The organism is Agrococcus sp. Marseille-Q4369 (assembly GCF_018308945.1).
Lineage (GTDB): Bacteria > Actinomycetota > Actinomycetes > Actinomycetales > Microbacteriaceae > Agrococcus.
The window spans coordinates 583,603-609,475 of the sequence record NZ_CP070501.1 but is presented as its reverse complement, the minus strand read 5'-3'; the positions used below and the strand labels follow the sequence as shown (position 1 = coordinate 609,475).

The window sequence follows — 25,873 nt, the reverse complement described above, 5'->3', positions numbered from 1 at the left end:
CAAGGAGACGATTCATGTCGAAGATCGCCATCATCACCGGCAGCACCCGCCCCGGCCGCATCAACCGCGGTGTCGCGGACTGGGTCCTCGAGCTCGCGCAGCAGCGCGGTGACGCGGAGTACGAGCTGGTCGACATCGCCGACTACGACCTGCCGCTCTACGACGAGCCGCTGCCGGCCGGCTACCAGCAGTACACGAAGGACCACACGAAGGCGTGGTCGGCGAAGATCGCCGAGTTCGACGGCTACGTCTTCGTCACGGGCGAGTACAACCACTCGGTGACCCCGGCGCTCGCGAACGCGATCTCCTTCCTCAACGCCGAGTGGAACAACAAGGCCGCCGGCATCGTCGGCTACGGCTCGGCGATGGGCGTCCGCGCCATCGAGCACCTGCGCGGCATCCTCTCCGAGCTCCAGGTCGCGCACGTGCAGAAGACGGGCATGTTCTCGCTCTTCACCGACTTCGAGAACTTCTCCACCTTCAAGCCGACCGAGCTGCAGGCCGAGTCGGTGCCGCCGATGCTCGACCAGCTGATCGTCTGGACGAAGGCGATGGAGTCGGTGCGCGAGGGCGCGCTCGTCAGCGCCTGACGCATCCCACGGAAGCGGGCCTCCCGGTCGGGAGGCCCGCTTCCGTGTTCGCGAGCGGATGCCCTCTGCGACTCGACCCGCCTTCGCCGACCGGACCCGTTCGCGCGCGGCCGGCAGCGCGAGTCGACCCCTTCGCGCCCATCCGACCGGATGCATCGGGTGTGATGTCTCAGGACATCGGTGACAGTTCTGGGTCAGGACATCGGTGACGTTTGATGTGTCAGGACATCGGTGACAGGTCAGGTTGGGCGCGGGGGCGGTTGCCGACGTAGGTGACGCCGGGTTTGGGCCAGTGGTGCGCGATCAGGAGCGTGCCGTCGCCGTCGAAGAAGAGCACGTTCTCCGGGTCCCAGACGACCTGGACGAGGTTGCCGGCATGGATAGCGCCGAGCTGGAAACGGACGCCGTGCAGCTTCACGTAGCCGCTCGCGTGGACGGTGCGCTGCTGGTCGCCGTGCGCGCCGTGCCGGATCCACGCCGTCGGGACCGGCGGCGCCGGGGGGGTCGGCGCTGGCCGGTCGGGATCGGGTCGTGGCGGCTCGGCGACCGGTGTCGCGTCCCACGCCCGTTGCGGCGTCATCCGGCCGGGGAGCGCCTGGTGGCCGCGCTCGTGGTTGTAGATCGCATCGAACGCGTCGACCTGCGCCTGGAGCTCGGCGAGGCTCTCGGCCAGCGGCTGCTTGTTGAGCCAGAGGAACAGCGTCTGGTGGAGGCGCTCGTTCTTGCCCTGGGTGGTCGGCCGGTAGGGGCGGCCGGTGATCGCCTCGACGCCGAGCGAGGTGACGTACGTCACCAGCGGCCCTTGCCAGCCACGCCGGGTCGGGTTCAGCGCCGATCCGTTGTCGGTCAGCAGCCGCTGCGGGACGCCGCGCGCCGCGATGCCCTTCTTCATTACCGTCAGCGCCGCCTCGGCCGTCTCGCCGGCCGCGACATGCGAGGCGACCTCGACTCGAGAGTGATCGTCCTCGAGTTGGAAGATGACGCAGCGCCGCCCGCCGGTGAGGACGTATTCGGTCGCATCCAGCTGCCAGCATGCGTTCGGGGCCGGATAGACGAAGCGGCGGTACGCGGCGCGCGGCTTCTTCTTCGGCTCCCGCCGGGCCACGCCCGCGGCCCGGAAGATGCGCGCCAGCGACGACTCCGACGGGGCCGCAAGACCCAGCGCCAGCATCTTGTCGTGCACGCTGATCGGCCCGTGATCCAGGCCGGAGCGCTCCAGCGCGGCACGCACGTCCAGCGCCTGCTGCTTCACGTCGTCGCCGATCTTGGTCGGGCTCGACCGAGGGCGCCGCGAGCGCGGCTCAAGCGCCGCCGCCGGTCCTTCCTCCCGCACCCGCTTCCGGATCGCGTGGAACGTCTTCGGCGTGATCCCATGCTCCGCGCAGAACGTCGTCACCGCCCCGCGCGGAGCATCATCCGGCCACCGGACGATCGCGAGACGGACACGAGGATCAACTGGCTCAACACGCTTCACACGCCGATTCGACCCGAAGAAGAGTCACCACCAAGACCACCCGAACAGTCACCGATGTCCTGACACAGAACTGTCACCGATGTCCTGCGAGATGACACCGGATGCATCGGGTCGGGTGAGCGGGAAGGGGTCGACTGGACGCATGCCGCGCGCAGGCGCCGTCCGAAGGGGACCGGTCGGGTCGCGGTGGCGTCAGGGGAGGACGTTGCGATCGGCCGCGGCCGACGGGCTCACGTCGACCGGCTGGTCGCGCTTGATCGCGACGATGCGACCCGTGCGGGTGAACTCCTCCTGCACGTCGTCGTCGTGGCGCTGCGTCGCGAGGCTCACGAGCATCGCGACCAGCAGGTTGAGCGCGAAGCCCGGCACGATCTCGTAGAGCGTGAAGAAGGCGATGTCGGTCGCCTGCTCGATCGCATCCCAGATGAACACGGTCGCGGCGCCGACGATCATGCCGGCGAGCGCGCCCCAGCTCGTCAGGCGGCGCCAGAAGAGGCTCAGCAGCACGATCGGGCCGAACGCGGCACCGAAGCCGGCCCATGCGAAGCCGACGAGGCCGAGGATCGTGTCGGACGGGCTGATCGCGAGCACCGCGGCGATCGCCGCGACCGCGAGCACGCACGCGCGGCCGAGCAGCACGAGCGTGCGCTGCGAGGGCTGACGCTTGACGAAGACCTGGAACAGGTCCTCGACGAGCGCCGACGAGCACACGATGAGCTGGCTCGAGAGCGTCGACATGATCGCCGCGAGCACCGCCGCGAGCACGAGACCCGCGACGAACGGGTGCAGCAGTGCCTGCGACATGGCGAGCACGATCGTCTCGGGGTTGTCGAGCGCGAGCCCCGACTGCTGCACGTAGGCGATGCCGATGAAGCCGGAGACGACGGCGCCGACGAGGGAGATGATCATCCACGAGATGCCGATGCGGCGGGCGGGCCGTGCCGCCGGCACCGACTTGAGAGCCATGAAGCGCACGATGATGTGCGGCTGGCCGACGTAGCCGAGGCCCCACGCGAGCGACGAGATGATGCCGAGCACCGCGAGGCCGTTGAGGTCGGCGGGGATGAGGCCCTGCAGCTCGGCGCCGGAGTCGGCGATGCCCTCCTGCACGCCGGCGAGGCCGCCGACCGTGAAGAACGCGATCACGGGGATGATGATGAGCGCGAGCAGCATCATCATGCCCTGCACGACGTCGGTGAGCGATGCTCCGAGGAAGCCGCCGAAGAGCGTGTAGAGGAGCGTCACGCCGCTCACGAGCAGCATGCCCCACACGTAGTCGGCGCCGAACGACGACTCGAAGAAGACGCCGCCGGCGACCATGCCGGAGGAGACGTAGAAGGTGAAGAAGACGAGGATGATGAGGCCCGAGACGATGCGCAGCAGCCGCGAGCGGTCGCGGAGCCGGTTCTCGAAGAAGCTCGGGATCGTGATCGAGTTCCTCGCCACCTCGGTGTACGCGCGCAGGCGCGGCGCGACGAACTTCCAGTTGAGGTACGCGCCGATCGTCAGGCCGATCGCGATCCACGCCTCGATGAGCCCTGCGGCGAAGATCGCGCCGGGGAGGCCCATGAGCAGCCAGCCCGACATGTCGGAAGCGCCAGCGGAGAGCGCCGCGGTGACGGGGTTGAGCTCGCGCCCCGCGAGCATGTAGTCCTCGTGGCTCTTCGTCTTCCGCGCGGCGTAGACGCCGATGGCGATCATCGCGGCGAAGTAGAGCCCGATGGCGAGCAGCTGGAAGGTCACGTCAGACATCGTCGTCTCCCTCTGTCGGTGCGGTGATCAGCCTATCCGGACACCGTTCCCACGGAGTCCACCCTCTTCCGCTCGGCGCCTCGGCGATATATCGTCGGCTATCGCTCACGCGACGACGAGGAGGTCATCGTGCACGGTGCAAGGGGCGGCTACGGGCCGCGGGGATTCGGGTTCGGCCCGCCCGGGGCGGGGATGTGGGAGGCGATGGAGCAGCTGCGCTCGGCCTTCGAGAAGCGCGGGGGACCGACGCGCATGGGGCGCGGCGACGTGCGGGCAGCGGTCATCGCGCTGCTCGTTGAGCGGCCGATGCACGGCTACCAGATCATCCGCGAGATCGAGGAGCGCAGCGGCGGCGCGTGGCGCCCGAGCGCCGGCTCCGTCTACCCGACGCTGCAGCTGCTCGCCGACGAGGGCCTCATCGCGGCCGAGGAGGCGAACGGGCGGAAGACCTACTCGCTCACCGAGGCGGGGCGCGCGGAGGCCGACGAGGCCGCCGACCGGCCGGCCCCGTGGCTCGCGACCGAGCGCGGGCCCGGCGGTCACGGCGCGCTCCCGCGCGCGGGCATGGATCTCGCGCAAGCGGCCGCCCAGGTGCATCGCTCCGGCAGCCCCGAGCAGGTGCAGCGAGCGGTGGAGGTGCTCGACGAGGCACGGCGTAGGCTCTACGCCATCCTCGCCCAGGACTGACCCGGATCCCGCCGCGGCGGGCGCAAGGAGTGGCCATGCCCGACGCCGGCAGCACGCGAGCGCGCTACCGGCGCATCCTGCGCTTCGCCGCCCGGCACCTCGCGGTCATGTGGTGGTTCGAGCTGCTGCTCCCGCGCCTCGGCCTCGGTGCGCTCGCAGCCCGCGGGCGCAGCGCGCGGCTGCGGCGGCTCGCCCGCCGCTTCCACGTGCTGGCCGTCGACCTCGGCGGGCTCATGATCAAGGTGGGCCAGTTCATGTCATCGCGCCTCGACGTGCTCCCGCCGGAGATCACGCGCGAGCTCGAGGGTCTGCAGGACGAGGCGCCCGCCGTGCCGTTCCAGGCGATCCGGGCGCTCGCCGAGGTGGAGCTCGGGATGCCGCTCGAGCGCGCGCTCGCGTGGGTCGAGCGCGAGCCGCTCGCGGCAGCCTCGCTCGGCCAGGCGCACCGCGCGCGCCTGACCGCGGCCGACGCATCCGCCACCGGCATCGACGCCGCGATCGTCAAGGTGCAGCGGCCCGGCATCGACGCGATCGTCGACGTCGATCTCGCGGCGCTGCGCCGCATCGCGCGGTGGCTCAGCCGCGTGCGCGTCGTCGCGACCCGCGTCGACGTGCCCGCGCTCATCGAGGAGTTCGCGGTCACGAGCCTCGAGGAGATCGACTACCTGCACGAGGCCGCGAGCGCCGAGCGCTTCGCCGAGTCGTTCGCGGGCGACGCGCGCGTCGGTGTGCCCGACGTCGTGTGGGAGCGCTCGAGCCGCCGCGTGCTCGTGCTCCGCGATGTCGCGGCGATCAAGATCAACGACCGCGAGGCGCTCCTCGCCGCGGGCATCGATCCCGCCGAGGTCGCCGCGACCTTCGCCGCGGTCATGTTCGACCAGCTCTTCTCGCACGGCTTCTTCCACGCCGACCCGCACCCCGGCAACCTCTTCGTGACCCCGACGGGGCCGGATGCGTCTGGCCCGGTTGCGTCGGGCCCGGATGCGTCGGGACCGGTTGCGTCGAACCGGGCATGGCGCATCACCTTCGTCGACTTCGGGATGATGGGGGAGGTGCCGCCCGGCACGCGCGCGGGGCTGCGGCGCATGCTCATCGCGGCCGCCGGCCGCGACGGCCGGGGGCTCGTCGCCGCGATGCAGGACCTCGGCGCGCTGCTGCCGACTGCCGACGCCGACGAGCTCGAGCGCGCGATGTCGCACGCGTTCGCGCGCTTCGGGGGCATGGGCTTCGCCGAGCTGCGCGAGGTCGACCCGCGGGAGTTCCGCGACTTCGCGATCGAGTTCGGCGACGTGCTGCGCACGATGCCGTTCCAGCTGCCCGAGGACTTCCTGCTCATCGTGCGCGCGATGTCGCTCACCTCGGGCATGTGCTCGTCGCTCGACCCGGGCTTCAACCTGTGGGATGCGGTGGAGCCCTACGCCGCGCGGCTGCTGCGCGAGGAGCGGGGCGGGCTCGTGCGCTCGATCGCGCAGGAGGGGCTCGACGCGGCCGCGGTCGCGGCGCGGCTGCCCGGCCGCATCGACCGCGTGGTCACGCGGCTCGAGGAGGGGCGGCTCGCCGTCACCGCTCCCGCGCTCGAGCGGCGGATCGCGCGTGTCGAGCGAATGCTCCGGCGGCTCGTCTCGGCGATCCTCTTCGCGGGCCTGCTCGTGGCCGGCGCGGTGCTGCTGCCGCAGGACGGCGTGCTCGGCACGGCGCTCATGCTGCTCTCGGCGCTGCCGCTCGCGCACGTCGTCGTGTCGAACCTCGTCCGTCGTCGACTGTGACGAAGCGTGACCGGCACGGCTACCGGGCCGCTCGGCCGCGCCGATAGCGTGCCGAGCACCCGACCCGGAGGAGAACCGCCATGACTCGCATCGACATCACCCACGCCGGCAGCCTGCCGCGCACGCCCGAGCTCATCGCCGCGAACGCCGCACGGACGTTCGCCGACGACGGCCTGACGCTCCAGCGCACCCCCGAGTTCGAGACGCTGCTCGCCGACGCCGTCGCCGACCTCGTCCGCCGCCAGCGCGACCTCGGCATCACGATCGTCGGCGACGGCGAGTACGGCAAGGCGATGTCGAGCTCGCTCGACTACGCCGCTTGGTGGACGTACGTGTTCCAGCGCGTCGAGGGGCTCGAGATCACGGGCGAGGACATCTTCACCGAGCCGCCGCAGCGCTCGGCGCCCGGTGACGTGCGCCTCACATCGTTCCCCGACCGGCGCGACTGGGTGCGCTTCGCCGATGCCTACCTCGACCCCGAGCACCCGGTGCTCGAGCAGAGCCCGGCGACGGCGTTCCCCGCCACGACCGGCCCTCTCCGGTACACGGGCCAGGAGGCGCTCGCGACCGACATCGCGAACCTCCGTCGCGGCATCGCGTCGACCGGGGCCGAGCAGGGGTTCCTGACGGCGCTCTCGCCCGGCTCGGCGGCGCGCATCGCGAACCGCCACTACGCGAGCGAGGAGGAGCACATCTGGGCCTGGGCCGAAGTGCTGCGCGAGGAGTACACCGCCATCACCCAAGCCGGCTTCATCGTGCAGATCGACGACCCGTCGCTCGCCGAGAACTGGGACCAGATCAGCCCCGAGCCGTCGCTCGAGGACTACCTCGCCTTCACGCGCATCCGCGTCGAGGCGCTCAACCACGCCATCCGCGGCCTGCCAGAGGAGCTCGTGCGCCTGCACTTGTGCTGGGGCTCGTGGCACGGCCCGCACACGACCGACATCCCGTTCGCCGACATCGCCGAGCTCGTGCTCGAGGTGAACGCCGGCAGCTATTCCTTCGAGGCCGCCAACGCCCGCCACGAGCACGAGTGGCGCGTGTGGGAGCACGTCGAGCTGCCGGCGCACAAGCGCATCGCGCCCGGCGTCGTCGGTCACGCGACCAACGTCGTCGAGCACCCCGAGCTCGTCGCCGACCGCATCGAGCGATTCGCTCGCATCGTCGGGCCCGAGCGGGTCATCGCGTCGACCGACTGCGGTCTCGGGGGTCGCATCCACCCGTCGATCGCGGCGGCGAAGCTCGAGTCGCTCGGGCAGGGCGCGCGTCTCGCGGAGCAGCGGCTCGAGGCAGCCGTCACGATCGTCTGAGGGATCGCGCGGGGGCGGCGGCCGTAGCGGTCGCCGCCCCATCGTGCGCTCCCGCGCGTGCGATCGATCCCCCTGGTGAGTCGTGCGGTCGGCGTCAGCGCAGCACGACGGAGCGCCCGTCGAGCGCGATCTCGACCTCGAGGCCGTCGGTCGCGGCGGGCACGAGCTCGAGCTCGTCGTCGCCGGAGCCGACCGCGACGCCCAGGGCTCGCAGGCGGCGCCCCTCGGACTCGACCTCGGTCGTGCGCCGCCGCAGCGCGACGAGCTCGAGCAGCGGCAGGTCGGCGAGGCCCGGGTGCGCGGTCGCGCCCCAGTCGATGAGGAACGGCGGTCGGCGCTCGTCCTCGGGGCGAGCGAGCCGCCACGCGAGCTCGCCGCCGTCGGGCGTGCGCCGCGAGAGCGGCTCGATGCCCCGGAGTCCGACGCCGGCGGTGCGCGCTCGCGCGACGGTCGTGTCGAGGTCGTCGGGGCGGATGGCCCAGTTCGCCACGGCGGGTGCGCTCAACCGGTCGAGGCCGAACGTCGAGATCTCCGATGCCGAGCGGCCCGCCGCGGCATCCGGGCCGATCACCTCGAGGTACTGCCGCACGCGCTCGCCGCGGCGGGTGAAGGCGATGAGCGCGTTGGCCGTGCCGGTCGGGTGCGCGCCCCCCGGCGAGGCGCGCACGCCCGTGGCCCGCTCGACCGCGGCGATCGCCGCGGCGAGGTCGGGACCGGCGAGCACGACGTGATCGAGCAGCGCTGGCACGCCCATCAGCGCGCCCCCGTGCCCGCTGCCGACGATGCTGCGGTCGGTCCCTCCGAGGTCGCGGGCGCACCGACGACCTCGGGCTCGCCGAGCGAGAGCATGAGGCGGTTCGCCCAGTTGAAGAACGCCGCACCGCTGAGCTGGTGGACGATGCCCGCGTCGTCGATGCCGGCCGAGCGGAGGCGCTCGACGTGCCCGCCGTCGAAGGCCGTCGGCGTCGCCGTGAGCGCCGCCGACGCATCCGCGATCGCATCCCAGCGGTCGTCCACCCGCGCGCCGATGCCCTCGTCGAGCAGCCGCTGCACGTCGCTCTCGCGGCCCGAGAGCCGCGATGCGGCGCGCGCGTGCACCGACGCGCAGAAGACGCAGCCGTTGACGCGCGACACGGCGGCGGCCGCGAGCTCGCGCTCCCAGCGGGGCAGCCCGCCCTGCTCGTTGCCGAAGATGTCGAGGTCGGTGAGCGTGCGCGCGCGGAGCGCCGCGGGGTCGCGCGCGAGCAGTCGGAAGTAGGGGCTCGACGAGCGCGACGCCTCGATGAGCGCCTCGCGCTGCACGGCGGTCAGCTCGTCCTCGGGCACCGGCGGCGCCCACGGCACCCAGCCGAGCGGGCCCTGCGTGAAGCGGTCGGGACGCCGCAGCGTCGGGTAGTCGATGATCTCGGTCATGCGCGGGTCTCCTGGAGGGTGGTCGAGGCGGGGTCGGGGCGTCGGGGGCAGGCGCTGCAGCCCCGTGGGCGGCGAGCACCCGGAGGCCGTGCACGAGCCGCAGCTGGAACGCGAGGAACGCGACCAGCTGGCTGAGCGAGACCACTGCGTCGGCGCTCCAGCCGGCTGCCTCGAGCGCCCGCAGCGCCTCGGGCCGCGCCTCGCGGGGGTGCAGCGTCAGCAGGTGCGCGTGCTCGAGCGCCGCGGCGAGCGGAGCGCCGAGCGCGGCTCGGTCGAGCGCGGCCAGCGGGCCCGCGACGCTCTCCCCGTGCAGCGCGGGTTCGCGGTAGCGGCCGTAGGGGCCGGTTGCGCGGGCGGAGTCGGCCGCGCGGGCCACGGCGTCGACGAGGGCGGGCTAGGCCTCGTCGGCCAGCAGCTCGAGGTAGAACGCCGAGGCACGGGATCGCTCGGTCGACGCGTCGTGGAGCAGCGCCACGAACCCGGCCACGGCATAGCGGTCGACGAGCCGCAGCTGGCCCGGCTCGTCGGGTTCGAGCAGCGCGAGGAAGCTGCGCTGCGCGTGCTCGCGCGCGTCGGGCCGCTGGAGACGGATGCGGGCGAGCGGTGATCCTGGCCGGATCCCGGCGAGGTGGTCGATGACGTCGTCATGCGACATGGCGATCCTCCTGGGGGTCGTCGTGGGTGAGGGTGGAGCGGTCGAGGTCGGCGCGGTCCGCGCGACCGACCCGCCAGCCGAGCGCCGGCGCGACCTCGGTCGCGAACAGCTCGAGCGAGCGGGCGGTGAGCTCGGAGCGGGGGTCGACGGAGTGCACCTGGATCGACACCGCCGTCGCGCCCGCGGCGGCGGTGTCGGCCGAGAGCGATTCGGCGACCTCGTCGGGCGTGCCGAGGTGGGTCTCGGTGCGTACGAGCAGCTCGTCGAGGCTCAGCGAGCCGGGCGTGACGCCGTGCAGCTGCTGCAGCTGGCGGGTGAGGCCGGCCTCTGCGTGCGCGCGCGCCGCGGCGCGCTCCGCGGCGTCGACCACGACGACCGAGCGAGAGGCGAGGATGCGTGGGGCGGCTCCCTCAGGCAGCGCGTCGAGGTAGGCGTCGACGACGGGGCGCTGCACGTCCCAGACGCGCGGCGGGAGCTCGGCGCCGGCGAGCCCGGCTGGCGGGGGCTGGACGCGGGAGAGCATGAGGCCGTCGCCGTGGGCACCGATGAGGCTCGCGCCCTCTGCCGAGAACGTCGCTTGCCACAGCCGGCCGGCGAGGGTCTCCGCGCTCGGCTGCAGGGCGACGTCGGCGGTGCCGTCGAGCAGGGAGCGCACGCGCACGAGCTTCGCGTCGTAGATCGCCCGCCGGTGGGCGGGGTCCTCGCCGAACGCGCTGAGCGTCGCGGGGCTGCCGCCGGTGCCGAGGCCGAGCTCGAGCCGTCCGCCCGAGAGCGCGTCGAGCACGGCCGCGTCCTCCGCGGCGCGCGTCGGCTGCTCGTGGGCGAGCGTCAGGATGGCGGTGCCGAGCCGGATGCTGCTCGTGCGCGCCGCAGCTGCGGCGAGCAGCACGAGCGGCGACGGCAGGCCGCCCTCGGCGCGGTCGAAGTGGTGCTGCGCCACCCACGCGCTCGCGAAGCCGAGCCGCTCCGCGAGCGCGATGTGCTCGAGCGCGATCGCGTACCGCGCGGGCGTGTCGGCGTCGTCGAGGACGCGGGTGAAGAAGCCGATCGTGGGAGCCATCAGGCCACCTCCAGGGGTGTCGGGTCGATGCCGGCCGCGCTCGGGGTCCGCAGCCAGTCGGGGGAGGGCACGGCGTCGAGCAGCGCCCGGGTGTAGTCGTGTCGGGGCCGCAGGAGCACCTGCTCGGCGGTGCCGGTCTCGACCACCCGCCCCTGGCGCAGCACCGTGACGGTGTCGGCGATGCGGCGCACGACCGCGAGATCGTGGGTGATGAAGAGGTAGGTGAGGCCGAGCTCGCCCTGCAGCCGCTCGAGCAGCGCCAGGATCTGCGCCTGCACGGTGACGTCGAGCGCCGACACCGCCTCGTCGAGCACGACGACCGCGGGCTCGATGATGAGCGCGCGCGCGATCGCGACGCGCTGCCGCTGACCGCCCGACAGCTCTCGCGGGAGCCGGTCGCCGGCGTCGGGCGGCAGCGCCACGTGCGCGATCGCCGCCGACACGCGGCTCGCGAGCTCCCGGCGGTCGAGGCGGCGGCCATCGGGCGCGCCGAGGTTCTGCAGCGGTTCGCCGATGGACTGCGCGACGGTGCGGCGCGGGTCGAGCGAGGCGAACGGGTTCTGCGAGACGAGCTGCACCACGCGGCGCAAGGACCGGTCCCGACGCGCGGCGACCACGTCGCGGTGCCCGATGCGGATGCCTCCGGCACTCGGCGCGTGGAAGCCCGCGACCGCGCGCCCGATCGTCGTCTTGCCCGAGCCCGACTCGCCGACGAGCGCATGGGTCGTGCCGCGCTCGATGCCGAAGCCGACGTCGTCGACGGCGCGGTGCGCATCCGCCCCTCGCCCGTACTCGTGCACGAGCCGCTCGACGACGACGAAGGGCGCTGCGGGTGGGCGGGGCACCCGCGGCGACTCGTCGGCGAGCGCGGGCGCGTCGGCGAGCAGCGTCGCGGTGTAGCGGCTCGCGGGCTGCTCGAGCACCGCGCGCGTCGGTCCGGCCTCCTCGAGCCGCCCGCCGCGCAGCACCGCGATCGCGTCGGCACGCTCGGCGGCGACCGCGAGGTCGTGCGTGATGAGCAGCACGCTCGAGCCGAGCTCGCCGCGCAGGTCGTCGAGCAGATCGAGGATGCGCCGCTGCACGGTCACGTCGAGCGCGCTCGTCGGCTCGTCGGCGATGATGAGCTCGGGCTCGAGCGCGATCGCCGCGGCGATGAGCGCGCGCTGGCGCATGCCGCCCGAGAGCTCGTGCGGGTGCTGCCGGGCCCGACGCTCGGGATCGTCGAGGCCGACGCGGTCGAGCAGCTCGACGACGCGCCTGCGGATCGCCTCGGGCCTGCCCCAGCGGTGGATCCGCAAGGGCGCGGCGACCGAGGCGCCGATGGTCTGCACGGGGTTGAGGGAGGTGCCCGGGTCCTGCGGGACGAGCGCGACGCGGCGGCCGCGGATGTCCTCGAGCGCGCGTCCCTCGAGGCGAGCGAGGTCGATCGGGCCGCCCGCGAGGCGCAGGGCGATCGAGCCGCGATCGATGCGGCCGCCCTCGGGCAGCAGGCCGATGATCGATTGCGCGGTCGTGCTCTTGCCCGAGCCGGATTCGCCGACGAGCGCGAGCACCTCTCCTCGGCCGAGCTCGAGGCTGAGCCCTTCGAGAGCGGTGCGGCGCTCCCGGCGGGCGCGATACGAGACGGCGAGGTCATCGATGGTGAGCAGCGGCTCGGTCATGCGGAACCCTCCCTGATGGCTGCGGCGATGCGGTTGGCGGCGAGCACGACGGCGGCGACGACGAGCCCGGGCAGCGTGGTGAGCCACCAGGCGGTCGCGACGTAGTCGCGGCTCTCGGCGATGAGCAGGCCCCACTCCGGGGTGGGCGGCGGAGCCCCGTAGCCGAGGAACCCGAGGGTCGAGATCTGCAGGATGGCGCTGCCGAACTGCAGCGCGGCGAGGGCGACGACGGCGCCGAGCGAGTTGGGCAGCACGTGCCGCCGCAGCACCGCGAGGAACGTGCCGCCCGAGCCGAACGCCGCCTCGACGTAGTCGGTGCGGCGCACCCGCACGACTTGCGAGCGGGCGAGTCGCGCGAACACCGCGATCGACGTGATGCCGACGGCGATCGCGGCGTTCGTGACGCCGAAGCCGAGCAGCACGATGACGCTGAGCGCGAGCAGGAGTCCGGGGATCGCGAGCAGCACGTCGACGACGCGCATGAGCGCCTCCTCGACGAAGCCGCCGCTCGAGCCGGCGAGCACGCCGATCGCGGTGCCGGCGACGAGCCCCACGAGCACCGCGAGCGCCGCACCGGCGAGGGAGTTGCCGGCCCCGAAGACGACGCGCGCGAGCAGGTCGCGGCCGGTCGCGTCGGTGCCGAACGGATGCGCGGGGCTCGGCGGCTGCAGCGCCTCGGCCGCGACGCCCGCGAGCGGGTCGTGAGCGGTGAAGAGCCCTGGCACGAAGGCCCACGCGAGCGCGATCGCGAGGACGCCGATCGCGAGCACGAGCGTCGCGCGGGGGCGCGGACGGGCCCTGCCCACGCGCGGGCTCGGGAGCGCGCCGATCACGGCGCTCATGCGTGCACCGCTCGGCGCAGCCGCGGGTCGATCGCCGGGGCGGCGAGGTCGACGGCGAGGTTGATGAGGACGAAGCCGATCGCCGAGATGACGACGACCGCCTGCAGCACGGGGATGTCGCGGTTCGCGACCGCCTCCTGGGTGAGTCGGCCGACGCCGGTGCGCGCGAAGACCGTCTCGGTGACGACCGCCCCGGCGACGAGCTCGCCGAACAGGACGCCGGCGATCGTGAGCGTCGGCAGCGCCGCGTTGCGGGCGACCTCGCGCCCGAGCAGCCATCGCGTGCCGGCTCCGCGTGCGCGCGCGACGGCGATGAACGGTTCGGCGACCGTGTCGTCGATCGCGCGGATGAGCACTTGCGCGAGCGGCGCGGCGATGGGCACCGCGATCGTGAGCACCGGCAGCACGAGCGCCTGGGCGGGGCTCGCATTGATGACGGGGATGAGCCCGAGCCGGAAGGAGAGCACCTGCAGCAGCACGATGCCGAGCCAGAAGACCGGGATCGAGACGAACAGGGGCGGCAGCGAGCGGAACGCGCGGCGCAGCCACTCGGCTCGGCCGAAGGTCGCGACCGCGGCGATCGCGACCGCGAGCGCGACCGCGGCGAGGAAGCCGAGCGCGGCGAGCGTGAGCGTCGACGGCAGCGCGGTCGCGAGCAGCGTCTCGACCGCCGCGCCGCTCTGCAGCGACGTGCCGAGGTCGCCGGTGAGGAAGCCGGTGGCGGAGGCCCACAGCTGCTCCCACACCGGCCGGTCGGTGCCGTAGACCGTGCGGAGCTCGTCGAGCTGCGCGTCGGTGAGGCCGAGCTCGGGGCTCGCGTACCGGGCGACGATCGCGTCGCCCGGCAGCGCCTGCAGGAGGAGGAACGCGACGACGAACGTCGCGATCACCACGAGCCCGGCCTGTGCGGTGCGTCGGAGGGCGTACGGCATCGGCTCAGCCCTCGAGCGAGACGCCCGAGAAGTCGGGGCGCCCGACCGACTCGGTCGCGAAGCCGTCGACGCCCGGCCGCACGCCGTAGACCTGCGGCTCCTCGAAGAACGGCAGCACGTACGCGTGCTCCGTCAGGCGCGCCTGCACGGCTGCGGATGCCGCGGCGCGCCCCTCGGTCGTCGGCTCCGATGCGACGCGCTGCAGCAGCGACTCGAGCTCTGCGTCGATCGGCGCGCCGCTCTCGTCGTCGTTCTGCAGGGTGTTGCGGTTGGCGATCGAGAACTGGCTCTTGATGACGTCGAAGTCGGCTCGCCCGACCATCGAGTGGTAGATCTGGATCTGGTCGATGTCGGCGGACGCCGCGGTCTGCGCCGCCTGGTCGCCCTGGAAGAGCTCGAGCTCGACGCCGATCTCGCGCAGCTGCTGCGCGATGAGGGTGATGACGTCGCGAGAGCGCGGCTGGGGGAGCGCCTCGTTCACGACCAGGCGCAGCCGCTCCCCATCCCGCGAGCGGATGCCGTCGGCGCCGACCTGCCACCCGGCCTCGTCGAGCAGGCGGTTGGCGAGCGCCGGGTCGTGCGCATACGCGTCGGCCTGCTCGGCGTACCCGAGCGCCGTGCGGCTGAGCGACGAGGTCGCGAGCGGGTAGCCCTCGGAGAAGATCGACGAGACGAGCTCCTCGCGATCGATGCCGGCGATGAGCGCCCGCCGCACCGCGATGTCGGCGAGCAGCGGGTGGCCGAAGCGGAAGCTCAAGCCGTTGTTCACGCCGTTCGTCTGCGCAGCGACGATCTCGAGACCCGCGGCGGCGACCTGCGCCTCGTGCTGCGGCTCGACCTGCCGCGCGATGTCGGCCTGGCCGGCGACGAGCGAGCCGATGCGCACGCTGTCCTCGGGGGCGATCACGATGTCGACGGCGTCGAGCTGCGGGCGCCCCTGCACGGCCGCCGACGGCGGCGCCCACGCGTAGTCCTCGCGCGCGGCGAGGCGGATCGAGGTGCCCACCTGCTCGGACTCGACCACGAACGGGCCCGCGCCGATGATCTCGGCCGCGTTCCCCGGGCCGAAGCCCTCCGAGTCCCGCTCGAGCGTCGCATCCGCCAGCAGCCCGGAGTTGATCGTCGACACCGCTTGCGCGAACCCGGGGGCGGGGGCGCTGAAGTGGAAGCGCACGGTGTCGTCGTCGACGACCTCGCCGCGCTCGTAGTTGTTGATCGCCTCCGAGACGATGAGCGCCCGCGAGGGGTCGCCGAGGCCGAACAGGTCGAAGTTGGCGACCACGTTCTCGGCCGTGACGGGGGTGCCGTCGGAGTAGGTGACGTCGGTGCGCAGGTCGAAGGTGTACTCGGTCGCGTCCTCGTTCACCTCGGGCAGCGCAGCGGCGACCCAGGGCTCGAGCTCGAGCGTCGCGGGGTCCTGGTGCAGCAGGCGAGCGGTCACGTTGTTGACGAGCGCGCCGTTCGGGTAGAAGCCGGCCGCCGGCGGGTAGAGCGAGGTGTACGCCTGGTGCTCGAGGTAGGTCAGCGTGCCGCCCGCCGCGGCACCGCCGTCGGACGCGTCGGGCGAGGCGGCGCTCGAGGAGCACGCGCTGAGCGCGATGGCGGATGCGGTGGTGACGGCGATGACGGCGCCGGTGCGGGAGCGGGTGCGGATCACGGATTACCTCCATAAGCCGTGCTTGGGTTTGATCAAAGTAGAACCGATCGCCGCTCCCGGCGCACGGTGCAACGACACACGCCGTCACATTCAGGGCTCGAGGCCGCCGAGCGCCTGCTGCAGATCCGCCACGATGTCCTCCGCGCGCTCGATGCCCACCGAGATCCGCACGAGCCCCGGGGTGATGCCGAGCGCGAGCCGCTCGTGCTCCTCGAGCTTCCCGTGGATGGTGCTGCCCGTGTGGATCGCGAGCGAGCGCACGTCGCCGATGTGCGTCATCTGGCTCACGAGGCGGAGCCGGTCGAGGAACGCGCGCGCGGCGTCGCGCCCGCCGTGGAGCTCGATCGAGACGATCGAGCCGGCCCCGCGGGGGAGCATCCGCTCCGCGACGTCGGCGCGCGCATCGCCCGCCGCGCCCGGGTAGTGCACGCGCGCGACGGCGGGATGCGGCTCGAGCGCGGCGAGCACCGCGTGCGCGTTCGCGACGTGCCGCTCCATGCGCAGCGACAGCGTCTCGATGCCGTGGAGCAGCAGGAACGCGCTCGTGGGCGGGAACGTCGGCCCGTGCTCGAGCACCGTCACCGCCCGCAGGTGAGCGCCATAGGCGGAGCCGCCGAATCGCGCCGCGAAGGAGGGCGCGCCGTGCGGTCGCGGCTCGTGCAGGTGCGGGAAGCGCTCGGGCGACCAGCCGAAGCCGTCGCCCCAGACGATCGCGCCGCCGATGACGGAGCCGTGGCCGCCGAGCCACTTCGAGGTCGAGTGGATGACCACGGCCGCGCCATGCTCGAGGGGGCGGCACAAGTAGGGGGTCGCGACGGTGTTGTCGACGACGAGCGGCACCCCGGTGCGCGCGGCGACGCGACCGAGGAGCGCGAGGTCGGCCACTTCGCCGAGCGGGTTCGCGATCGACTCGGCGTAGATGGCGCGGGTGGTCGGCCGCACGGCTGCGACCCAGCGCTCCTCATCGGCGTCGATCGGCAGCGCCTCGAACTCGAGCCCCGCGCGAGCGAGCGAGCCGCGCACCATCTCGCGCGTCCCCTCGTAGAGCCGATCGGTCGTCAGCACGTGGTCACCCGCGCGGGCGAGCGCCTGCAGCGCCGCGGCGATCGCTGCTTGGCCGCTCGCGACGAGCACGCCGTCGACGCCGCCCTCGAGGTCGGCGATGCGTCGAGCCGCGACGACGTTCGTGGGGTTGTCGTTGCGCGAGTACGCGCGCTGCGCGCTCTGCCCGGCGAAGCGGAGGGCGCCCTCGTCGAAGCTCTCGAACACGTAGCCCGCGCTCTGGTAGATCGGCGTGACCCGCGCGCCGGCCTCGCTGTCGATCACCGCGCCGGCGTGCACCTGCCTGGTCTCGAAGCCCCAGCCCGCGCTCATCGTGAGCGCACCGCGGCGAGCGGCCGCACCGCTGCCGCGATGCGGTCGACGGCCTCCTCGAGCACCGGCGCGGGGGTCGCGAAGACGAGCCGCACGTGGTCGTCGAAGCCCGAGCCGCACAGCGCGCCGTCGGTGAGGGTCACGCTCGCGCGCTCGCGGAGCGCCGCTGCCGGCGAGCCCGGCAGGCCGAGCGCGCCGACGTCGAGCCACGCGAGATATGTCGCCTCCGGAGGGCTCCAGCGCACCTCGGGCAACCGCTCGGCGAGCAGCCGCGCGAGGACGTCGCGATTGCGCTGCAGGTAGGCGTTCGTCTCCGCGAGCCACGCCGAGCCGTCGCGGTAGGCGGCCGTCGAGGCGATGACGCCGAGCGTCGACGCGCCGTGCGCGACGGCGAACCCGAAGCGGCGGTAGCGCTCCTCGTCGGCGTCGTTCGAGGTGATGAGCTGCGCCGCCTTGAGCCCGGCGATGTTCCACGCCTTCGACGCGCTCGTGCCCGTGATCGTGTGCGCCGCGGCCGCGGCGCTGACGGATGCGTAGGGCACGTGCGCGCGCCCGTCGAAGCGGATGGGCGCGTGGATCTCGTCGGCGAACACGCGCCCGCCGTGCCGCTCGACGATGCGCGCGATCGCCTCGAGCTCGTCGCGCGGGACGACGGTGCCGGTCGGGTTGTGCGGATTGCAGAGCACGAGCGTCCCGGCACCGGCGGCGAACGCGCGATCGATCCCCTCGAGGTCATGGCGCCAGCGGCCGCGATCGACGACGCCGGGAACCTGGAGCACCTCGCGGCCGAGCGTCGCGAGGTAGGTGTGGAACGGCATGTACGAGGGCGTCGGCACGATGACGGCGGAACCCTCCGCGGAGTACTCGGTCACGGCGACGCCGAGCGCCGCCATGACGTCGGAGACCGCGTGCACGCGCTCGGGGTCGACCCTCCAACCGTGCTCGCGCGCCTGGAACGCCGCCGTCGCCTCGCCGAGCTCCGCTGCCGTCGCCGGCGCGAGGTAGCCGAGCACGTCGTCGCGCACCGCTCGCTCGAGCGCCGCGCGCACGGGCGGTGCCGTGCCGAAGTCCATCTCCGCCACCCACGCGCCGATCGTGCCCGGGTGCAGGCTCCACTTGCGGCTCGAGGGCCGCTCGAGCGCCGCCCTGCTGATCCCGTCCCATGCCTGCGCGCCCATCGCCGCCTCCTCCGTGCCGATGGACGCCACCCTCGCAGTGGCCGAGCCGCGCCGGCCACTCCGCGGAGTAACACGGCGAAACGCACTCGTCGATCGCACGCTCGATCCCGGACGGCAGCACCCCGAGGAGGGAGGGCGGCAGCGCCCGGCGCCGTCACACGCGCGTGTCGCCGTCGTCCTCCGCGTCGTCGGAGGATGCCGGGGGCAGCTCGGGCGGCGCGACCGTCGCGGGCGGGATGCGCGGCGTGAGCACCGAGGCCGCGTCGGTCTCTGCCGAGTAGGCGAGGAAGCCGAGGTGCGCCTCGTAGCGGTCGAGCACGTCGTCGATGATCTGCTGCTTCGTGAGGCCCACGAGGTCGTAGCCGCCGGACCCGGTCTGGGTGAAGACCTCGAGCCGGTAGTAGACGTCGGTCTCGCGCGACATGCGGCCCGTGACCATCGGCACGGGCGCCTCGACCATCGCGACCTGGTACTGGAAGTCGCGCTGCTCCGCCTCCATGCGCACGACCAGCACCGGCTCCTCGACGCCCGCCTCGCCCGCCACGGTGTGCTGGTCGACCTCGTAGCCCTGCCGCACGAACTCGGCGGCGACATCGTCGAGCGCCGGCCGCACGGAGCGGTCGAGGAACTGCTCGACCTGCCGCTCCGAGGGGAACGCGCGCATGCGCTCGAGCCGCTGACGCCACGAGCGCTCCGGCATGCGGCCGCCGGTCGCGGCCATGGCGCGGCTGCGCAGCACCCGCCCCTCCCGCTCGGCGCGCTCCATGCGCAGCACCTTCGAGAACGAGAGCATCACGAGGTAGGCGATGATCGTCACCGGCAGGGCGAAGATGAGCGTCGCGTACTCCATCGTCGTCACGCCGCCCGCGACGAGCATCGCGATCGTCAGCAGCGCGGTGAGCAACGCCCAGAAGATGCGCAGCCACTTCGGGCCGTCCTGCGACGGGTCGGGGATCGACGAGGAGAAGTTCGACATCACCATCGCGCCCGAGTTGGCGCTCGTCAGGTAGAACAGCAGGCCCGAGAGCGTCGCGAGGCCGATGAGGAACAGCGCGCCGGGGAACATGCCGAGCAGCGCGTACCAGCCCTCCTCCGGGCTCGCGACCGCGAGCTCTGCGAACGCGGTGTTGCCCTGCAGCACCTCCCACATCGCCGAGTTGCCGAAGAGCGACACGATGATGAAGTCGCACAGCACCGGCGCGGTGATCGCCGCGATGACGAACTCGCGGAGCGTGCGGCCGCGCGAGATGCGGGCGAGGAAGACGCCGACGAACGGGCCCCACGCGAGCCAGAACGCCCAGAAGAAGAGCGTCCAGCCGCCCATCCACTCGGCGCCGTCGGGCTCGTACGCGAAGGTCTGCAGCGTGCGCTCGGGGAGCGTGACGAGGAAGCGGCCGATGTTCTCGACGAGCGCGTTGAGCAGGAAGGCGGTCTGCCCGGTGACGAGGATGTAGAGCATCATCGCCGCTGCGCTCCAGAGGTTGAGCTCCGAGACCCAGCGGATGCCCTTGTCGACGCCCGAGGTCGTCGCGCCGATCGTGAGCACGACCGCGACGAGCACGAGCGCGATCTGCAGCGCGAGCCCCTCGGGGAAGCCGAAGAGCGTCGAGAAGCCGACGCCGAGCAGCACGACGCCGATGCCCATCGAGGTCGCGACGCCGAAGACCGTGCCGATGAGGGCGATCGCCGAGATGCCGTCGCCGAGCGGCCCGCGCACGCGCTTGCCGAGCAGCGGGTAGAGCGCCGCGCGGATCGAGAGCGGCATGCCCCAGCGGTAGGCGAAGTAGCCCATCGCCATGCCGAGCAGCGCGTACATCGACCAGCCGGCGATCCCGTAGTGGAACATCGTCCACACGACCGACTCGCCCGCGGCCGCCGTCGTCATGCCCTCGCCCGACGGCGGGTCGAGGTACTGCGCGACGGGACCGGTGACGGAGTAGAAGAGCATGTCGATGCCGACGCCGGCGGCGAAGAGCATCGACACCCACGTGAAGAGGTTGTACTGGGGCCGCGAGTGATCCGGCCCGAGCCGGACGCTGCCCTCCTTGCCGAGCGCGACCCACAGCACGAAGCCGATGACGAGCGTGACGGTCAGCACGTAGTACCAGCCGAGGTTCGTGGCGATCCACGTGACGACCGAGAGCATCGTGTCCTTCGCCGTCTCAGGCGTCAGCATCGCCCAGGCGGAGAAGGCCAGGATGATCGCCGACGAGACGATGAGCACCGGCCAGTGCACCTTCGGGCGCGGCTCGCTGATCAGCTCGGACGGCCCCTTGCTGAGATCGCTGCGCGACGTCGGGGGAGCGAAGTCGGCCGCGTGCAGCGGCCGCTCGGTGCCGCCGAAGCGACTCCGCTCGATGGGCGGATGCGGCGTCGCGCGACGCGCGTCGGCCCCCGCGGCATCGTGCACGCCTGTGCCGGGATCCGTGCCTCGGCCGTGATCCATGCCTCGGCCGTCGTCCATGCCCCGGCCGTCCCTGCTGCCTGCTCCCACTGCTCGAAACCCTCTCACTCACGCACGGGGCGCTCGGCGCTGCCCAGTCCCGCTCGGCGGTCGACTGGCGTGCGGCGGATCGCTGCGATCCGGCCCCGCGATGGGCGCGCTCTGCGTGCCCCGGTGCTCGCGACCCGCGGGCTCCTCTTCGCCGTGCAGGGTCGTCGCTCGACCTCCCACGGTACGCCACCCGCGGCGGGCCCGATCACCCGCCGGCCGCTGATCCGTCGGCGCCGCTGCGCGCCGACTCGCGCCGCACCGCCCACGCGAGGATCCAGAGCGCCACGACGACGACGCCGCTGAGCATCGACGCCCACAGCCCGGCCGTCGGCGAGACGACCACCTCGAAGATGAAGCTCGTCACCGCCACGACGAGCAGCGACACGACGACGAGCGTGATGATGAGCAGCACGTTGCCGAAGCGGACGATCTGCTCCTTCATGCGCTGCCGGAAGTGCAGGCGGTGCACGAGCACGGGCGTGAGGCCGAGCAGCGTCGCGAGCCCCGCGAGGGCGACGAGCACGAGGTAGTGCTGCACCTCGTCGGCGTCGAGGTCGCGGAAGCCCGACTGGAAGGCGACCGCGAGCAGGAAGCCGGAGATGAGCTGCGTGCCCGTCATGACGACGCGGAGCTCCTGGAGGATGTCGGCGAAGTTCCGATCGGCGCGCTCCTCGCGCGTCTCATCGCGCCCGCGCCGCCCGTCCCTGGCCGGTGCTCCCGCGCCGCCGTCCATGGTCGGCATCCTGCCTCCGGCTCGGCGTCAGTGGTTCCGGAGCCGGTCGATGAGCTCGGCCTTCTTGAGCTTCGAGGTGCCCTCGATGCCGAGCTCCTTCGCGCGGTCGCGCAGCTCGTCGACCGTGCGGTCCTCGTAGCGCTCCGCGTCGCCGCCGCGCTGGCCGAGCTGCTCGCGCCCGTCGCGCGCTGCAGCGTTCGCGATCCTGGCAGCCTTCTCGGACGAGTTCCCCTCGTCCTTGAGCTTCCGGTACAGCTCCTCGTCCTTGATGCTCGGGTTCGGCATCCGATCCTCCTCGCGCTGCGTGCCCGACCGATTCGGGCGCCGGTGGGCGGCGATGCTACGCCGGTCGGCTGGACGAGCGCGGGGAGGGGAGCGCGAGCAGCGCGATGCCCGCCGCGACGACCGCGAGCCCCAGCCATCCGACCGCGCTCGGCCGCTCGCCGACGACGAGCACCGCGAGCACCGTCGCCACGACCGGCTCGGCGAGCGCGAGCGTCGTCGCGCTCGAGGACGTGAGCGCCCGCAGGGCGTAGCCGAACAGCAGGTAGGCGAGCGCCATCGGCACGAGCGCGAGGTACGCGACGGTGAGGATGCCCGCGGGCGCGACGAGTGGGCCGAGCCCGACGATCGCGAGCCAGCCGAGGCACACGGCACCGCCGACGAGGAAGAGTGCGCCCATCACCCCCGACGCGGGCTCGCCGCGACCGATGATGCGGGCGCCCGCGAACGCGTACAGCGCGTAGCCGGAGCCGGCGGCGAGCGCGAGGCCGACCCCGGCGAGCGCCGCCGACGCGTCGGCCGCGGCGGCTCCGCCGTGCCCGCCGACCGTGAGCAGCACGATGCCGACGAGCGCGAGCGCGGTCGCGAGGCTCCAGCGGCGATCGGGTCGACGGCGATCGACCGCCCACTCGAGCAGCGCCGCGAAGATCGGGCCGGAGCCGAGCGCGACGACGTTGCCGACCGCGACGCCCGCGAGCGCCATCGACGGGTAGTACGCGGTCGGGTAGAGCACGACGCCCGCCGCGCCCGCGAGCACCCAGCCGAGGTGCGCGCGCTGCCGGAGCACGCCGAGCACGCGGCGCGCCGAGACGAGCGCGAGCACCACGCCGCCGATGCCGAAGGTCGCGAGGCCGATCGCGAGCGGCGACGAGCCGGCGGGCGTGAAGTGCGCGACGGTACCGGTCGTGCCCCACAGCACCGCGGCGAGCAGCACGGCGATCGCGTGGGATGCGCCCGGCACGCCGATCGCGCGGGGCGGGGCGGCGGGCTCGGGCACCCTCGATCCTAAGCAGGAGCAGGGCAGCCGCGTGCGAGCATGGCGGCATGGGCAATCGCATCTCCGAGCTGCTCGCCGGCGCCGGCCTGCTGCTGCGCGGCTTCGGCACCTGGGCGCGCGACCCGCGGCTCATGCTGCTCGGCGCCGTGCCGGCGCTCATCGTCGGCGCGCTCATGCTCGCCGTCGTGATCGTCGTGAGCTTCCAGGTGGGCGGTTGGGCGACGTGGCTCACCCCCTTCGCCGACGGCTGGGATCCGGGCTGGGCGGGCGCGCTCCGCGTCGCCCTCGCACTCGGGCTCACGGTCGGCGTCATCGTGCTGTGCGTGCTGACCTTCGCCGCCATCACGCTCGCCGTCGGCGACCCCTTCTACGAGCGCATCTCGCGCGAGATCGACGAGCGGCTCGGCCGCGCGGGCGAGGCGACCGACCTCGGCTTCTGGCGATCGGCGGCGAAGGGGCTGCGCGACGCGGTCGTGCTCATCGGCATGGCGATCGGCACGGCGCTCGTGGTCTTCCTCGTCGGGCTCATCCCGCTCGTCGGCACGGTGCTCGGCCTCGTCGTGGGTGCGGTGCTCGGCGGCCGGGCGCTCGCGCGCGAGCTCACGGGCTACGCGGGCGACGCCCGCGGGCTGAGCCTCGACGAGCGCCGCGCGCTGCTCGCCGCGCACCGCTGGCGCTCGACGGGCTTCGGCATGGTCGCGTACCTGCTGCTGCTCGTGCCGGGCGTCGCGGTCGTCGCGACCCCCGTCGCGGTCGTCGGCGCGACCCTGCTCGTGCGCGACCTGCGCGGCGAGCCGACGACCGCCCCCTTGCCCTCGTCGTAGGCTGGGGGATCCCCCGACCGAGAGGTTCCATGCCCGCTGCAGCTGCCGTCCGTCGCGCGACCCCCGGCGAGATCGTCGAGTGGGATGCGCTCATCGAGGCGAACCCCGACGGCGGGCACATGGTGCAGTCGAGCGCGTTCGCGGCGACCAAGCGCTTCGACGGGCTCGAGCCCGTGCACCTCGTCATCGATGCCCCGCTGCCCGCCAGCACGCCGACCGGGGAGCCGACCGAGCGCATCCACGCCCTCGCGCTCGAGGGGAAGGTGTCGCTCGGCCGCTACTGGTACCTGCCGATGGGGCCGACGGCGACCGACATGGCACCAGTCGTCGAGGCGCTCCGCGAGTTCGCGAAGGCCGAGCCGGGCCTGCTCGTCGTGAAGATCGAGCCGCACCTCGAGCGGAGCGCCGAGCGCATCAACGAGCTCGTCGCGCTCGGCCTCGAGCAGAGCCGCGACATGCAGGTCATGACCCACACCGTCGTGCTCGACCTCGCGCAGGGGGAGGAGGCGCTCTTCGCGTCGTTCTCGCAGATGATCCGCCGGCAGGTGCGCGGCGCGATCAAGAAGGGCTACCGCGTCGAGCGGCCCGAGCCGAGCCCCGAGACCTTCGACCGCATGCACGCGATGATGCTCACGGTCGCGGGCGGCAAGGGCATGGCGGGCATGCGCGAGCGCGCCTACTACGACCGCTTCTGGAGCGAGTTCGCCAAGGCCAGCACCGGCCGCTTCTACTTCGGCTACGACGACGACTCCGACGACCCCCAGGCCGGCATCTTCGTCACGACCGCCGGCCGCACGGCCGTCTACAAGGACGGCGGCTCGCGCCCCGACCGGAAGATCAACGGCGGCTCGGCGCTGCTGCTGTGGACGGCGATGCAGGACGCGATCGCGGACGGCAAGCTCGCCTTCGACCTCGCCGGCACGCCGCCGCCCGAGCGCGCCGACGACCCGACGCATCCGTTCCACGGCCTCGCGCAGTTCAAGCTGCGCTTCGGGCCGATCTCGAGCTTCCTGCCGTCGTTCGACCTCGTGCTGCACCCCGTGCGCCACCGCGTGTGGGAGAGCGTCGTGCGGCGCGTCGAGTGGCGCATCAAGAAGGGCCCGGACACGCTGCGATGACCGACATGCGACTGCGACGGGCGACCGAGGCGGAGCTGCGCGACTGGGACGAGCTCGTGCTCTCGAACCCCGACGGCGGCCAGTTCACCCAGACGCTCGCGTTCGCCGAGCTCAAGCGCTGGGACGGCTTCGAGACCCACCACCTCGTCTTCGACGCGGAGCAGCCCGTCTACGCGCTCGCGCTAGAGCGGAACGCCTGGATCGGCCGCTTCTGGTACTTCCCGTGCGCGCCCTTCCACCCCGACATGGCCGCGGTCGTGCGCGCGACGCGCGAGTTCGTCGAGCGCGAGCACCCACGGCTCATCTCGGTCAAGCTCGAGCCGAGGCTCCCGCGCGACGCGGCGTCGCTCTCGATGCTCGCGGATGCCGGGCTCGCGCAAGCGGAGGACGTGCAGCTCCACACGCACACGGTGATCATCGACCTCGAGCGCACCGAGGAGGAGATCCTCGCGTCGTTCTCGAAGACGGCGCGGAAGCTCATCCGCCGCGCGGAGCGCGACGGCTTCACGGTCGAGCGCGTCGAGGGCGACGAGGCGCTCTTCGACCTCGCGTGGCAGCGGATGCAGACGATCCGCGGCGGGCAGGGCCTCGCCGGCATGCGCGGCGAGGACTACTACAAGACGATCTGGCGCGCCTTCACGAAGCGCGGGCAAGCGGACTGGTGGCTCGGCCGCGACGGCGGCGCCGGGCCCCAGACGGTGACCTTCACGATCCCGTTCGGCCGCATCGCGATCGACAAGGACGAGGGCTCGCGGCCCGACCGCCTCATCGAGGGCGGCGCGCATCTCGGCCGCTGGACGCGCGTCAAGCACTACCGCGACCGGGGCTTCGCGGGCCTCGACATGATGGGCGCACCGCCGACGTGGGCGAAGGACGACCCGGACCACTGGATGGCGGGGCTCAGCCGCTTCAAGCAGCAGTTCGGCGAGGTGGTCGACTTCGCGCCGAGCCACGACCTCGTGCTGCGGCCCGGTGCGCAGCGGGTGTGGCAGAAGTACGTGCGGCCCGTCGAGTGGCGAGTGAAGAAGCGGTACACGGGTGTCTGGTGATGGTCCAGCTGGTGATGGAGGAATG

At 73.0% G+C, this 25,873-nt stretch carries 22 protein-coding genes and 2 pseudogenes; 7 read left to right on the top strand and 17 right to left on the bottom strand.

Annotated elements, in window-relative coordinates:
* The first annotated feature begins 14 nt into the window (after nt 1-14).
* Nucleotides 15-590 (top strand): NADPH-dependent FMN reductase, encoded by a 576-nt coding sequence (locus JSQ78_RS03160; RefSeq protein WP_211449326.1) that lies wholly within the window; start codon nt 15-17, stop codon nt 588-590.
* Between the two features lie 220 nt (nt 591-810).
* Here the strand turns inward: JSQ78_RS03160 and JSQ78_RS03155 are convergent, their stop codons facing one another.
* Both JSQ78_RS03155 and putP read right to left on the bottom strand, forming a co-directional pair.
* Nucleotides 811-2,064 (bottom strand): integrase core domain-containing protein, encoded by a 1,254-nt coding sequence (locus tag JSQ78_RS03155; protein ID WP_211447505.1) that lies wholly within the window; start codon nt 2,062-2,064, stop codon nt 811-813.
* 192 nt (nt 2,065-2,256) lie between these two features.
* Complete coding sequence (gene putP / locus JSQ78_RS03150; RefSeq protein WP_211449324.1) at nt 2,257-3,816, bottom strand: sodium/proline symporter PutP; 1,560 nt, start codon at nt 3,814-3,816, stop codon at nt 2,257-2,259.
* Between the two features lie 192 nt (nt 3,817-4,008).
* Here putP and JSQ78_RS03145 point away from each other — a divergent pair, with 192 nt between their 5' ends.
* From JSQ78_RS03145 to JSQ78_RS03135, 3 genes are all read left to right on the top strand, one after another.
* Nucleotides 4,009-4,503, top strand: a complete 495-nt coding sequence (locus JSQ78_RS03145; protein ID WP_211450483.1) for a PadR family transcriptional regulator — start codon at nt 4,009-4,011, stop codon at nt 4,501-4,503.
* A gap of 35 nt (nt 4,504-4,538) precedes the next feature.
* Nucleotides 4,539-6,269: an ABC1 kinase family protein gene (locus JSQ78_RS03140; RefSeq protein WP_211449322.1), complete on the top strand. Its 1,731-nt coding sequence runs from the start codon at nt 4,539-4,541 to the stop codon at nt 6,267-6,269.
* An 80-nt stretch (nt 6,270-6,349) separates the two neighbouring features.
* On the top strand, nt 6,350-7,579 hold the full coding sequence (locus JSQ78_RS03135) for a cobalamin-independent methionine synthase II family protein (protein WP_211449321.1): 1,230 nt from the start codon (nt 6,350-6,352) through the stop codon (nt 7,577-7,579).
* A 94-nt stretch (nt 7,580-7,673) separates the two neighbouring features.
* Here JSQ78_RS03135 and JSQ78_RS03130 read toward each other — a convergent pair.
* From JSQ78_RS03130 to JSQ78_RS03065, 15 genes and pseudogenes are all read right to left on the bottom strand, one after another.
* A pseudogene (locus JSQ78_RS03130) lies at nt 7,674-8,255 on the bottom strand (VOC family protein); the annotation flags it as partial.
* 77 nt (nt 8,256-8,332) lie between these two features.
* Nucleotides 8,333-8,992 carry an alkylhydroperoxidase domain protein gene (locus JSQ78_RS03125; protein WP_211449319.1) on the bottom strand — a complete coding sequence of 220 codons (660 nt, stop codon included), beginning with the start codon at nt 8,990-8,992 and terminating at the stop codon, nt 8,333-8,335.
* Between the two features lie 133 nt (nt 8,993-9,125).
* Nucleotides 9,126-9,368, bottom strand: a pseudogene (locus tag JSQ78_RS13800) (hypothetical protein); the annotation flags it as partial.
* 18 nt (nt 9,369-9,386) lie between these two features.
* Nucleotides 9,387-9,647 (bottom strand): carboxymuconolactone decarboxylase family protein, encoded by a 261-nt coding sequence (locus JSQ78_RS13795; protein WP_249295854.1) that lies wholly within the window; start codon nt 9,645-9,647, stop codon nt 9,387-9,389.
* Entirely contained in the window at nt 9,637-10,707 is a 1,071-nt protein-coding gene (locus JSQ78_RS03115; RefSeq protein ID WP_211449317.1) for an LLM class flavin-dependent oxidoreductase, read from the bottom strand. Before JSQ78_RS03115 ends, JSQ78_RS13795 begins: the two co-directional genes overlap by 11 nt.
* On the bottom strand, nt 10,707-12,368 hold the full coding sequence (locus tag JSQ78_RS03110) for a dipeptide ABC transporter ATP-binding protein (protein ID WP_211449315.1): 1,662 nt from the start codon (nt 12,366-12,368) through the stop codon (nt 10,707-10,709). The genes JSQ78_RS03115 and JSQ78_RS03110 overlap by 1 nt, the downstream gene beginning before the upstream one ends.
* Nucleotides 12,365-13,210, bottom strand: a complete 846-nt coding sequence (locus JSQ78_RS03105) for an ABC transporter permease (protein WP_211449313.1) — start codon at nt 13,208-13,210, stop codon at nt 12,365-12,367. The genes JSQ78_RS03110 and JSQ78_RS03105 overlap by 4 nt, the downstream gene beginning before the upstream one ends.
* Nucleotides 13,207-14,142, bottom strand: coding sequence for an ABC transporter permease (locus JSQ78_RS03100; protein WP_211449311.1), 936 nt, complete (start codon nt 14,140-14,142; stop codon nt 13,207-13,209). The genes JSQ78_RS03105 and JSQ78_RS03100 overlap by 4 nt, the downstream gene beginning before the upstream one ends.
* A gap of 4 nt (nt 14,143-14,146) precedes the next feature.
* Nucleotides 14,147-15,796 (bottom strand): TIGR04028 family ABC transporter substrate-binding protein, encoded by a 1,650-nt coding sequence (locus tag JSQ78_RS03095; RefSeq protein ID WP_211450481.1) that lies wholly within the window; start codon nt 15,794-15,796, stop codon nt 14,147-14,149.
* Between the two features lie 93 nt (nt 15,797-15,889).
* Nucleotides 15,890-17,173, bottom strand: coding sequence for an O-acetylhomoserine aminocarboxypropyltransferase/cysteine synthase family protein (locus JSQ78_RS03090; RefSeq protein ID WP_211449309.1), 1,284 nt, complete (start codon nt 17,171-17,173; stop codon nt 15,890-15,892).
* Nucleotides 17,170-18,351, bottom strand: coding sequence for a MalY/PatB family protein (locus JSQ78_RS03085; RefSeq protein ID WP_211449307.1), 1,182 nt, complete (start codon nt 18,349-18,351; stop codon nt 17,170-17,172). Before JSQ78_RS03085 ends, JSQ78_RS03090 begins: the two co-directional genes overlap by 4 nt.
* Before the next feature lie 154 nt (nt 18,352-18,505).
* Nucleotides 18,506-20,815 (bottom strand): choline BCCT transporter BetT, encoded by a 2,310-nt coding sequence (gene betT / locus JSQ78_RS03080; protein WP_249295853.1) that lies wholly within the window; start codon nt 20,813-20,815, stop codon nt 18,506-18,508.
* Nucleotides 20,816-21,050: 235 nt separating this feature from the next.
* Nucleotides 21,051-21,578: a DUF6328 family protein gene (locus JSQ78_RS03075; protein WP_211449305.1), complete on the bottom strand. Its 528-nt coding sequence runs from the start codon at nt 21,576-21,578 to the stop codon at nt 21,051-21,053.
* Between the two features lie 27 nt (nt 21,579-21,605).
* A complete protein-coding gene (locus tag JSQ78_RS03070; protein WP_211449303.1) occupies nt 21,606-21,863 on the bottom strand; it encodes a DUF7218 family protein in 258 nt (85 codons plus the stop codon).
* A gap of 55 nt (nt 21,864-21,918) precedes the next feature.
* The gene (locus JSQ78_RS03065) at nt 21,919-22,857 is read right to left on the bottom strand and encodes a DMT family transporter (protein WP_249295852.1); all 939 of its coding nucleotides are present in this window, start codon (nt 22,855-22,857) and stop codon (nt 21,919-21,921) included.
* A 47-nt stretch (nt 22,858-22,904) separates the two neighbouring features.
* On the opposite strand from JSQ78_RS03065, the gene JSQ78_RS03060 reads away from it, so the two are divergent.
* From JSQ78_RS03060 to JSQ78_RS03050, 3 genes are read left to right on the top strand one after another with little or no spacing between them, the layout of a single operon-like run.
* Nucleotides 22,905-23,681 (top strand): EI24 domain-containing protein, encoded by a 777-nt coding sequence (locus JSQ78_RS03060; protein WP_211449301.1) that lies wholly within the window; start codon nt 22,905-22,907, stop codon nt 23,679-23,681.
* 29 nt (nt 23,682-23,710) lie between these two features.
* The gene (locus JSQ78_RS03055) at nt 23,711-24,799 is read left to right on the top strand and encodes a lipid II:glycine glycyltransferase FemX (RefSeq protein ID WP_211449299.1); all 1,089 of its coding nucleotides are present in this window, start codon (nt 23,711-23,713) and stop codon (nt 24,797-24,799) included.
* A complete protein-coding gene (locus tag JSQ78_RS03050; protein ID WP_211449298.1) occupies nt 24,796-25,848 on the top strand; it encodes a lipid II:glycine glycyltransferase FemX in 1,053 nt (350 codons plus the stop codon). Before JSQ78_RS03055 ends, JSQ78_RS03050 begins: the two co-directional genes overlap by 4 nt.
* Nucleotides 25,849-25,873: the final 25 nt, after the last annotated feature.

What these genes read in the sequence shown, in the direction of transcription:
- JSQ78_RS03160 (WP_211449326.1), top strand. Translation starts at nt 15, where the DNA reads ATGTCGAAGATCGCCATCATCACCGGCAGCACCCGCCCCGGCCGCATC.
- putP (WP_211449324.1), bottom strand. Translation starts at nt 3,816, where the DNA reads ATGTCTGACGTGACCTTCCAGCTGCTCGCCATCGGGCTCTACTTCGCC.
- JSQ78_RS03145 (WP_211450483.1), top strand. Translation starts at nt 4,009, where the DNA reads ATGTGGGAGGCGATGGAGCAGCTGCGCTCGGCCTTCGAGAAGCGCGGG.
- JSQ78_RS03140 (WP_211449322.1), top strand. Translation starts at nt 4,539, where the DNA reads ATGCCCGACGCCGGCAGCACGCGAGCGCGCTACCGGCGCATCCTGCGC.
- JSQ78_RS03135 (WP_211449321.1), top strand. Translation starts at nt 6,350, where the DNA reads ATGACTCGCATCGACATCACCCACGCCGGCAGCCTGCCGCGCACGCCC.
- JSQ78_RS03125 (WP_211449319.1), bottom strand. Translation starts at nt 8,992, where the DNA reads ATGACCGAGATCATCGACTACCCGACGCTGCGGCGTCCCGACCGCTTC.
- JSQ78_RS13795 (WP_249295854.1), bottom strand. Translation starts at nt 9,647, where the DNA reads ATGTCGCATGACGACGTCATCGACCACCTCGCCGGGATCCGGCCAGGA.
- JSQ78_RS03115 (WP_211449317.1), bottom strand. Translation starts at nt 10,707, where the DNA reads ATGGCTCCCACGATCGGCTTCTTCACCCGCGTCCTCGACGACGCCGAC.
- JSQ78_RS03110 (WP_211449315.1), bottom strand. Translation starts at nt 12,368, where the DNA reads ATGACCGAGCCGCTGCTCACCATCGATGACCTCGCCGTCTCGTATCGC.
- JSQ78_RS03105 (WP_211449313.1), bottom strand. Translation starts at nt 13,210, where the DNA reads ATGAGCGCCGTGATCGGCGCGCTCCCGAGCCCGCGCGTGGGCAGGGCC.
- JSQ78_RS03100 (WP_211449311.1), bottom strand. Translation starts at nt 14,142, where the DNA reads ATGCCGTACGCCCTCCGACGCACCGCACAGGCCGGGCTCGTGGTGATC.
- JSQ78_RS03090 (WP_211449309.1), bottom strand. Translation starts at nt 17,173, where the DNA reads ATGAGCGCGGGCTGGGGCTTCGAGACCAGGCAGGTGCACGCCGGCGCG.
- JSQ78_RS03085 (WP_211449307.1), bottom strand. Translation starts at nt 18,351, where the DNA reads ATGGGCGCGCAGGCATGGGACGGGATCAGCAGGGCGGCGCTCGAGCGG.
- betT (WP_249295853.1), bottom strand. Translation starts at nt 20,815, where the DNA reads ATGGACGACGGCCGAGGCATGGATCACGGCCGAGGCACGGATCCCGGC.
- JSQ78_RS03075 (WP_211449305.1), bottom strand. Translation starts at nt 21,578, where the DNA reads ATGGACGGCGGCGCGGGAGCACCGGCCAGGGACGGGCGGCGCGGGCGC.
- JSQ78_RS03070 (WP_211449303.1), bottom strand. Translation starts at nt 21,863, where the DNA reads ATGCCGAACCCGAGCATCAAGGACGAGGAGCTGTACCGGAAGCTCAAG.
- JSQ78_RS03060 (WP_211449301.1), top strand. Translation starts at nt 22,905, where the DNA reads ATGGGCAATCGCATCTCCGAGCTGCTCGCCGGCGCCGGCCTGCTGCTG.
- JSQ78_RS03055 (WP_211449299.1), top strand. Translation starts at nt 23,711, where the DNA reads ATGCCCGCTGCAGCTGCCGTCCGTCGCGCGACCCCCGGCGAGATCGTC.
- JSQ78_RS03050 (WP_211449298.1), top strand. Translation starts at nt 24,796, where the DNA reads ATGACCGACATGCGACTGCGACGGGCGACCGAGGCGGAGCTGCGCGAC.